Source organism: Bradyrhizobium sp. SHOUNA76, from assembly GCF_023006445.1.
Taxonomy (GTDB): domain Bacteria; phylum Pseudomonadota; class Alphaproteobacteria; order Rhizobiales; family Xanthobacteraceae; genus Bradyrhizobium.
This window is the reverse complement of the sequence record NZ_JALBHA010000276.1, coordinates 1-8478: the sequence shown is the minus strand read 5'-3', so window position 1 is coordinate 8478 and position 8478 is coordinate 1. Positions and strand designations below refer to the sequence as shown.

The 8478-nt window shown below is 64.6% G+C and carries 10 protein-coding genes and 2 pseudogenes; 6 read left to right on the top strand and 6 right to left on the bottom strand.

The genetic code is table 11. From position 1 onward, the window contains the following. A pseudogene (locus MOV74_RS24185) lies at nucleotides 1-252 on the bottom strand (GNAT family N-acetyltransferase); the annotation flags it as partial. A gap of 131 nt (nucleotides 253-383) precedes the next feature. Between MOV74_RS24185 and MOV74_RS24180 the strand changes: the two are divergent. Further along, nucleotides 384-1424, top strand: coding sequence for a polysaccharide deacetylase family protein (locus MOV74_RS24180; RefSeq protein WP_246928209.1), 1041 nt, complete (start codon nucleotides 384-386; stop codon nucleotides 1422-1424). A gap of 5 nt (nucleotides 1425-1429) precedes the next feature. Here MOV74_RS24180 and MOV74_RS24175 read toward each other — a convergent pair whose 3' ends face one another. After that, nucleotides 1430-1651 (bottom strand): DUF2842 domain-containing protein, encoded by a 222-nt coding sequence (locus tag MOV74_RS24175; RefSeq protein WP_246928193.1) that lies wholly within the window; start codon nucleotides 1649-1651, stop codon nucleotides 1430-1432. A 96-nt stretch (nucleotides 1652-1747) separates the two neighbouring features. Here MOV74_RS24175 and MOV74_RS24170 point away from each other — a divergent pair, with 96 nt between their 5' ends. Continuing rightward, nucleotides 1748-2830, top strand: coding sequence for a COX15/CtaA family protein (locus MOV74_RS24170; protein WP_246928190.1), 1083 nt, complete (start codon nucleotides 1748-1750; stop codon nucleotides 2828-2830). Nucleotides 2831-2843: 13 nt separating this feature from the next. On the opposite strand, the gene MOV74_RS24165 is transcribed toward MOV74_RS24170, so the two are convergent. The 4 genes from MOV74_RS24165 to MOV74_RS24150 all read right to left on the bottom strand — a co-directional run bounded on the left by MOV74_RS24165 (nucleotide 2844) and on the right by MOV74_RS24150 (nucleotide 6319). Next, nucleotides 2844-3188, bottom strand: coding sequence for a hypothetical protein (locus MOV74_RS24165; RefSeq protein ID WP_246928186.1), 345 nt, complete (start codon nucleotides 3186-3188; stop codon nucleotides 2844-2846). 192 nt (nucleotides 3189-3380) lie between these two features. Next, complete coding sequence (locus tag MOV74_RS24160; protein ID WP_246928182.1) at nucleotides 3381-4661, bottom strand: O-acetylhomoserine aminocarboxypropyltransferase; 1281 nt, start codon at nucleotides 4659-4661, stop codon at nucleotides 3381-3383. A 138-nt stretch (nucleotides 4662-4799) separates the two neighbouring features. Then, the gene (locus MOV74_RS24155) at nucleotides 4800-5384 is read right to left on the bottom strand and encodes a CoA-binding protein (protein ID WP_246928180.1); all 585 of its coding nucleotides are present in this window, start codon (nucleotides 5382-5384) and stop codon (nucleotides 4800-4802) included. Nucleotides 5385-5494: 110 nt separating this feature from the next. Further along, entirely contained in the window at nucleotides 5495-6319 is an 825-nt protein-coding gene (locus MOV74_RS24150; RefSeq protein WP_246928178.1) for an enoyl-CoA hydratase, read from the bottom strand. An 85-nt stretch (nucleotides 6320-6404) separates the two neighbouring features. Here MOV74_RS24150 and MOV74_RS24145 point away from each other — a divergent pair, with 85 nt between their 5' ends. The 4 genes and pseudogenes from MOV74_RS24145 to MOV74_RS24130 all read left to right on the top strand — a co-directional run. Continuing rightward, a complete protein-coding gene (locus MOV74_RS24145) occupies nucleotides 6405-6833 on the top strand; it encodes a PaaI family thioesterase (RefSeq protein ID WP_246928175.1) in 429 nt (142 codons plus the stop codon). 157 nt (nucleotides 6834-6990) lie between these two features. Beyond that, nucleotides 6991-7455 carry a 50S ribosomal protein L13 gene (rplM, locus tag MOV74_RS24140; protein ID WP_091965253.1) on the top strand — a complete coding sequence of 155 codons (465 nt, stop codon included), beginning with the start codon at nucleotides 6991-6993 and terminating at the stop codon, nucleotides 7453-7455. A 1-nt stretch (nucleotide 7456) separates the two neighbouring features. Continuing rightward, nucleotides 7457-7936 (top strand): 30S ribosomal protein S9, encoded by a 480-nt coding sequence (gene rpsI, locus MOV74_RS24135; protein ID WP_008547917.1) that lies wholly within the window; start codon nucleotides 7457-7459, stop codon nucleotides 7934-7936. A 230-nt stretch (nucleotides 7937-8166) separates the two neighbouring features. Further along, nucleotides 8167-8478: pseudogene (locus MOV74_RS24130) on the top strand (GGDEF domain-containing protein); the annotation flags it as partial.

The following is an 8478-nucleotide window of genomic DNA, read 5'->3' as shown; positions in this document are numbered from 1 at the left end:
CCGGTGCTCGGCGTCGCGGGCGATCACCACGAAGGGGCGCGCGCCCTCGCGCTCGCCGACCAGTCGTTGCCAGGGGCCCAGCAGGTCGAACCGCTGATAGGGCGTGAAGAGATGGCCGGGCTCCTCGAAGCCGCGCCAGACGGCCTCGGCGGCGTCGAGATCGGTGACGATATCGACATGCGCAATACGGCTCGCTTCCGACCGCGCCGGCGCTTCTGCCGTCCGGCTTTGCATCGCCGCAGCCATGGTCATCCGCGAAACCTGTCGAGAAATCAGAAATAGACGTCAATCGGCCTGTGGCCGACCTTTGCAAAGAAATGTCAACAAAGGGTAAGGACAATGGGAACGGGAACAGGCGCCTTAAGGGCGCGAAGGGTGGGATATTGGCATCCGACGACAGATGGCTGGAACGGCTGCGCCTCGAGCTGGCCTGGTTGACCGGCCGGGCCGCGCTAGGCCGTCGAGGTAGCGGCGCCATCCTGCGCTTTGAGCGGGTGCGGCCGCGGCGCGGCGGATTTCAGCCAATGCGCTCGCACGAGATCACGCCGCAGTTTCTCGACCGCGCCATTCGCGCGCTCAAGCGTTGGAAATACGATTTTCTCGGCATGGATGAAGTCTGCCGGCGCGCGGTGACGCTGCCGGAGCAGCGGCGCTTCGTGGCGCTCACCTTTGACGGCGCCAACAAGGACCTGATCGACTTCGGCTATCCGGTGCTGGCGCACCACGCCGTGCCCTTCACGGTCTACGTGCCCACCGCCTTTCCCGACGGCGTCGGACAGGCCTGGTGGCTCGGGCTCGAACAGTTGATCGCGCGCGAGAGCCGCATCAGCCTGATGATGGGGGAGAGGGAACAGCGCTTCGTCGTCACTGGTCGCACCGAGAAGCAGGCGCTGTTTTCGCATCTCGAAAGTTGGCTGCGCTCGCTGTCGCCGGCGGATCTGTCGGCGGCGATCGCCGACCTCTGCGCGCGCTACCGGATCGACCTCGCCGCGCTCTCGCGCGAGGCGTCGATGGATTGGGAGGATCTGGCGAAGCTGGCGGCCGACCCGCTCGTCACGATCGGCAGCGCGACCGTGAACTATCCAGTCCTCACCAACATGAAGGACGCAGCCGCGCTGCGCGAGATGACGATGGGCAAGGCGGTCGCCGAAGCGGCGTTCAGGCGCGAGATCCGCCATCTTGCCTTTCCGTTCGGGGATCGCACCTCGTTCCGGCGCAGCCATGTCGTCATGGCGGAGGAGGCCGGCTTTGCTAGCGCGGTGTCGACGATCGCGGGCATCGTGGATGCGGAGGGGCGGACCAATCTGCGCGCGCTGCCGCGGATCGCCTGGGACGGCCGTGTGCGCTCGCTGCGCATGTTGCGTGTGCTGGTGTCAGGCGTCGCCTTTGCGCCGGTGAAACCGACCGGCGGCGCTGCGAACTAGAGCCGCTACGAATTGGATTTGGCGCGGTCGGGACGCTGCATCCAGCTCACGATCGGCATCGCCGGCAGCACCCAGCCCATGCCGACAACGACGTAGTAGATCGCCTGCCGCCAGCCGGACTCGGCAATCCACGGCATCTGCGCCGCGGCCATGCCGAGCAGGGCCCAGACCGTGGCCAGCACCAGGAGCAGGATGGCGCCGAGGAACTTGCGGGTACGGATCGTCATGGCGGGAGCTTGCTGCCTTCGCGTAACTTGCGCTGCGGGAGCGGGGGACTATAAGGGGCACGCAATCCGGTTCAAGCCCTGGTTTTAACCCCTGAAATGACGACGAATTCCGTTCCAACCAACCCGCATCGCGCCGTGCGCTGGTGGCTGATTTCGGTAGCCGCTTTGATCGCGCTGATGGTGCTGGTCGGCGGCGCGACGCGGCTGACGGAATCCGGCCTCTCGATCGTCGAATGGAAGCCGGTCACGGGCAGTGTTCCGCCGCTGTCGGAGGCGCAGTGGACCGAGGCGTTCGAGGCCTACAAGAAGATCCCGCAATATCGCGAGCTCAACGCCGGCATGAGCCTGTCCGAGTTCAAGCAGATCTTCTGGTGGGAGTGGAGCCACCGGTTGCTCGGCCGTTTCATCGGCGTCGCCTATCTCCTGCCGTTCCTGTTCTTCCTGTGGCGTGGCGGCCTGTCCGGCGAATTGAAGCGCCGACTGTGGCTGCTGTTCGCGCTCGGCGGTCTCCAGGGTGCGGTCGGCTGGTGGATGGTCGCCTCGGGCCTGACGGAACGGGTCGAGGTGTCGCAATATCGGCTGGCGACGCATCTGCTGCTCGCGCTGCTGATCTTCGCCGGAATCGTCTGGACGGTGCGGCGGCTCAAGAAGCGGCCGCGTATCGCAGCGCCGGCGCGGCTGCGGTTCACGAGCGCTCTGCTGCTCGTCCTCACGTTCGTGCAGATCTATTTCGGTGCGCTGGTCGCGGGCTTGCGCGCAGGGCGTGCCTACAACACCTGGCCGCAGATCGACGGCGCGTTCATTCCCTCGGCGGAGCGGCTCTGGTTCGAGACGCCGTGGTGGCGCAACATGTTCGACAACGTCCTGACGGTGCAGTTCGAGCACCGCATGACCGCCTATGCGCTGTTCGTGCTGGCGGCATTGCACGCGATCGACGCGGTGCGCTCGCGCGCGGGTTCTGCGGCTGGCGGGGCGCTGTGGCTGCTCGCGGCGGTGAGCTTGCAGGCGGTGCTCGGCATCCTCACGCTGCTGAATCAGGTGCCGATCGATCTCGCGCTTTCGCACCAGGCGGTTGCGATCGCAGTGCTGACGCTTGCGGTGGTGCAGGTGGAACGGCTCGCTTCGCGCCAGCAGACGCACGCGCAGCCACGCGCGGTTCCGGTCGGTCAGGCCGGCTGATCAGCGCGACTGATCAGCAATAGCCGTAGACGCCGCACGAGTAGGGCAGCCGCCAGAAATAATCGACCTGCTTCCCGCCGTAATACGCGCCCTGATAGTCGTAGTCCCATGGGCGGCCGTAATAGCCCGGCAGCGTGTGGGAGCCCGGCAGCAGCGGTGTGCCCGGCAGGTTGCGAATGTAGCTGCCGATGCCATAGGCCGGCGAGATCAGCGCATCCGGATCAGTTTCGACATAGACCTTCGGCGGGTCCTGCGGCGGAGCGGCGGCCCGCCGTTTCGGCGTGGCCGGCAAGTCGGCGGCGACGGCAGCCGAGACCGTCAGCATTGCCGCAAGGGCAGGCACCATCCAGCGCAACATCGTCGGCTCCGAATCAGAAGGGGCGATCCAACGATGATGTATGCGGCAGATATGGTTAATGACTGTTAACTGGCGGCGGCCGCCGATGTCATTCCGGGGCGGTGCGCAGCACCGAACCCGGAATCCAGAGCTTATGATGCGACGTCGAGGTTCCGGGTTCGGTGCTGCGCACCGCCCCGGAACGACAGGAAGCTACGCCCCCAGCGCCTGTTCCAGGTCGGCGATCAGATCTTCCTTGTCCTCGATGCCGATCGAGAGCCGCACCACGTCTGGGCCGGCGCCGGACTTCACCTTCGCCGCGTCGTCGAGCTGGCTGTGCGTCGTCGAGGCAGGATGGATCACGAGAGAGCGGGTGTCGCCGACGTTGGCGAGGTGCGAGAACAGCTGCAGCTTCGACACCAAATTGACGCCAGCGTCATAGCCGCCCTTCAGGCTGAAGGTGAACACGGCGCCCGCGCCCTTCGGCGCGTATTTGCGGGCGAGCTGGTTGTACTTGTCGGTTGGAAGGCCCGCATAGCTCACCGAGGCCACCGCAGGATGGCCCGCGAGAAATTCGGCGACCGCTTTCGCATTGTCGCAGTGCTTCTGCATGCGCAGCGGCAGCGTCTCGATGCCGGTCAGGATCATGAAGGCGTTGAACGGCGACAGCGCCGGCCCGAGGTCGCGCAGGCCGAGCACGCGGCAGGCGATCGCGAAGGCGAAATTGCCAAAGGTCTCCTGCAGGCGGATGCCGTGATATTCGGGCCGCGGCTCCGACAGCATCGGGTATTTGCCGCCGGTGGACCAGTCGAAGGTGCCGGCATCGACGATGATGCCGCCGAGCGAATTGCCGTGACCGCCCAGGAATTTCGTCAGCGAGTGCACGACGATGTCGGCGCCGTGGTCGATCGGGCGGATCAGATAGGGCGAGGCCAGCGTGTTGTCGACGATCAGCGGCACGCCCGCCTTTCGCGCCACCGTCGAGATCGCCTCGATGTCGGTGATGCTGCCGGCGGGATTGGCGATGGACTCGATGAAGATCGCCTTGGTGCGCGGCGTCACCGCGCGCTCGAAGCTGGCGATGTCATCGGGATCGGCCCACACCACGTTCCAGCCAAAGCTCTTGAACGCGTGCGTGAACTGGTTGATCGAGCCGCCATAGAGTTTTCGTGCGGCGATGAACTCGTCGCCGGGCTGCAGCAATTGCTGCAAAACAACGACCTGCGCGGCATGGCCCGAGGCCACCGCAAGCGCCGCCGTGCCGCCTTCGAGCGCGGCTACGCGCTCTTCCAGCACCGCGTTGGTGGGATTGCCGATGCGGGTATAGATGTTGCCGAACGCCTGCAAGCCGAACAGCGAGGCGGCGTGATCCGCGTCGTTGAAGACGAACGAGGTCGTTTGATAAATCGGAGTCGCCCGCGCACCGGTCGTCGGATCGGGCTGTGCACCGGCATGCACGGCGAGGGTCGAAAATCCCGGAAGGCGATCGCTCATTGAGGGCGTCCTGTTCTCTTGGTCTGAAATCGCGCGGCATGCTGATGGGCGCCGCGCTCGCCGTCAAGGCACCGCTTCACGTCGGCATGATCGTGCTACGCATTGTCGCGATCGCGAAAGGAATCCTTCGCGATCGGCTCAGCTTTGCTCGGTCTTGTTTTTGGCGGCGCGATCGGAGGCGGCAGTATCGCCGCCGCCGACGCTCATCCGATTGAGGGATAAGCGCATACCTTGCGTCGGCGCCGGCGGGCGCTTGGAACTGAGGGTGCGCGAGTTCACGCCCATCCAGGAAATCTCGGACGACAAGCGGCCATATTCGATCTTGGGGCAGCGGTTCATCACCACCTTGATGCCAACCGATTCCGCCTTCAGCGCCGCCGCGTCATCACGCGCGCCGAGCTGCATCCAGATCACCTTCGGCAGCGGATCGAGCGTGAGCGCCTCTTCGACGACAGGCATGATGTGGCTGGAATTACGAAAGATGTCGATCATGTCGATGGGACGGCCGATGTCGGAGAGCGAGGCGACGAAGGGCTTTCCGAGCAGCTCCTTGCCGACATGGCCGGGGTTGACAGGGATCATGTCGTAGCCGCGCTGCGCCAGATATTTGAACGCAAAATAGCTCGGCCGCACATTGACCGGCGAGGCGCCGACCATCGCGATCGACTTCACGCTGTTGAGGATGCCGCGGATGTAATTGTCGGGATAGGCGTCGTGGTTCATTTGTGGTTCTTTTTCTTCCTTGTCATTGCGAGGAGCGAAGCGACGAAGCAATCCAGGCTGTCACCGCGGAGGTATTCTGGATTGCTTCGCTTCGCTCGCAATGACGAATGTCACTCGTCCCGCCAATTCGGCGTGCGCTTCTCGATGAATGCGCCGATGCCTTCCTCGGCATCTCGCGCCATCATGTTCTCCGTCATCACCTCGGCCGCATAGCGATAGGCATCCGCAAGGCTCATCTCGGCCTGGCGATAGAACGCTTCCTTGCCGAGCTTGACGGTGTAGGCGGATTTCAGCGCGACCTGCTCCGCCAGCGCGATCGCGGCATCGCGCTCGGTCCCGACCGCGACCACGCGGTTGATGAGTCCGATCTCACGGGCGCGCACGGCCGGGATCGGCTCGCCGGTCAGCAGCATCTCCATCGCCTGCTTGCGCGGCACGTTGCGCGACAGCGCCACCATCGGGGTCGAACAGAACAAGCCGATGTCGACTCCGGGGGTGGCGAAGCTCGCCGCGTCCGAGGCAATGGCGAGATCGCAGCTCGCCACGAGCTGGCAGCCGGCCGCGGTCGCAATGCCCTGGACGGCAGCAACCACGGGCTTTGGCAGGTGCACGATCGCCTGCATCATCGCGCTGCAGGCGGTCATCATCTCGGCGAAGAAGGCACGGCCGCGATCGGGGTCGGTGCGGCGGGCGGTGAGCTCCTTCATGTCGTGGCCGGCGGAGAAGGCGGGACCGTTGGCCGCGATCACGACGCCGCGGACCGCCTTGTCGTCGCGGATCTCGTTGAGCTCGGCATGCAGGCTGGCGATCATCGCTTCCGACAGGCTGTTGCGTGCGGCCGGTCGGTTGAGGGTCAGGACCGCGATGGGGCCCGCGGTCTCGCGCAGCAGGATCGGCGGTTGCGGGGAGGGGGCGCGGGCGGCCTGGCCGGACATCGGAGCATTTCCGTTGGATTATTGCATTTGGATGACGCAGATAACTTAATGTAACAGGGGACGTGAAGCGAGGGTGGGGAACAGCATGGCATTAGCAAAAATGAGCGTGGCGGAAGTCGAGCAGTTTCTCCGTCACGAGTTTCCCCAGGCGTTCAGCGGCGACGACATCACGATCGAAAGCGCGGACGGCCAGACCTGCCTTTTGCGCCAGCGCTACAGCGAAAGGATGCTGCGGCCGGGTGGAACCGTGTCCGGCCCGACGCTGATGGCGCTCGCCGATTTCGCCATGTACGTGGTGCTCCTGTCCGCAATCGGGCCGATTGGGCTCGCCGTGACCACCAATCTCAACATCAACTTCCTGCGCAAGGGCCAGCCCGGCCAGGACGTGCTGGCGGAGGCGCGGCTGCTCAAGCTCGGCAAACGGCTGGCGGTGGGGGAGGTTAACCTCTTGTCGGGCACGTCACCCGATCCGATTGCCCATGTCACCTCGACCTATTCCATTCCAACTGTTTGAGCTTTTCGCAGGTAATATCGCACCATATTTTTAAGCTACTGATATTGCAGCATTAAATTCCGTCTTCGGGCATTGACCGTAGCGCGTCTCTTCTCTAGAAACCGCGCAGTCCGGTGCGGTGTTCGCGCCGATGCTCCCCGTCCACGGAAACTCTGACATGAAAACCTTTTCGGCAAAGCCGGCTGAGGTGACGAAGAAGTGGGTGCTGATCGACGCCAAGGGTCTGGTCGTCGGCCGCCTCGCCACCATCGTCGCCATGCGCCTGCGCGGCAAGCACCTCCCGACCTACACCCCGCACGTTGATTGCGGCGACAACGTCATCATCATCAACGCGCAGCATGCGGTCCTCACGGGGCGCAAGCGCGAGCAGAAGACCTATTACAAGCACACCGGTTACGTCGGCCACATCAAGGAGCGCACCGCGCGCCAGATCCTCGAGGGCAAGCATCCCGAGCGCGTGCTCGAGAAGGCCGTCGAACGCATGATCCCCCGTGGCCCGCTCGGTCGCGTGCAGATGGGCAACCTGCGTGTCTACGGCGGCGCCGATCATCCGCACGAGGCTCAGACTCCCGAGAAGATCGACATCGCCAAGTTGAACCGCAAGAACACGAGGGCCGCATAACATGGCCGAATCCATCCAGTCGCTCGACCAGCTCTCGCAGCTCAAGACGGCGGCCGCGCCCGACGCGCCCAAGCACGAGAAGAAGGTCGACAAGTTCAACCGCGCCTATGCCACCGGCAAGCGCAAGGACGCTGTCGCCCGCGTGTGGATCAAGCCGGGCGCCGGCAAGGTCACCGTCAATTCGCGCGAGGTCGAGGTCTATTTCGCCCGTCCCGTGCTTCGCATGATGATCGAGCAGCCGTTCTCCGTGGCCGCGCGTTCCGGCCAGTACGACGTGATCTGCACCGTCGCCGGCGGCGGCCTGTCCGGCCAGGCCGGCGCGGTCCGTCACGGCATCTCCAAGGCGCTGACCTATTTCGAGCCGGAGCTGCGCTCCGTGCTCAAGAAGGGCGGCTTCCTGACCCGCGACTCCCGCGTGGTCGAGCGCAAGAAGTACGGCAAGGCCAAGGCCCGCCGGTCCTTCCAGTTCTCGAAGCGTTAATCGCTTCGATCGCATTCGCCGCGAAAGCGGCTTCAATGAGATGCAAAAGGGCGCTGATTTCAGCGCCCTTTTTGCTGTTCGTTTGTACGCAAATTGATGGCGTGTTTCCCGAAAACTTGGGTCCGCGCGAAAACCTGAATGGAACTCGCGGGACCTAGCGTCGCATTCGGAAGGGCGCGCAAATCGGCTGGGGCCGGTCGCGTAATTGCTATGTTCTAGAGGGGGCCGACATGATGTCGCTCGATAGCATCACGCTCTATTTGGTCGCCACCATGGTTGCCGCACTGCTCGGCGCCATGATGGTGTTTTTCGGCAGGCAGGAGGACAGCCCTGCACTGAAATGGTGGGGCACCGCCTATCTGCTCGGTGCCGCCTCGGTCGCGCTATGGACCGCGGCCGGCGACAGGATGGGCCCGCATCTCTATCTGGCGTTAAATGCCGTCGGCTTCGTTGCCTGCGGCATGGTGTGGAATGCGGCGCGCGTTTTCCACGGCCGCAAGCCGAACTGGCCCGGCCTCGTGCTCGGCGCGCTCGCCTGGGTC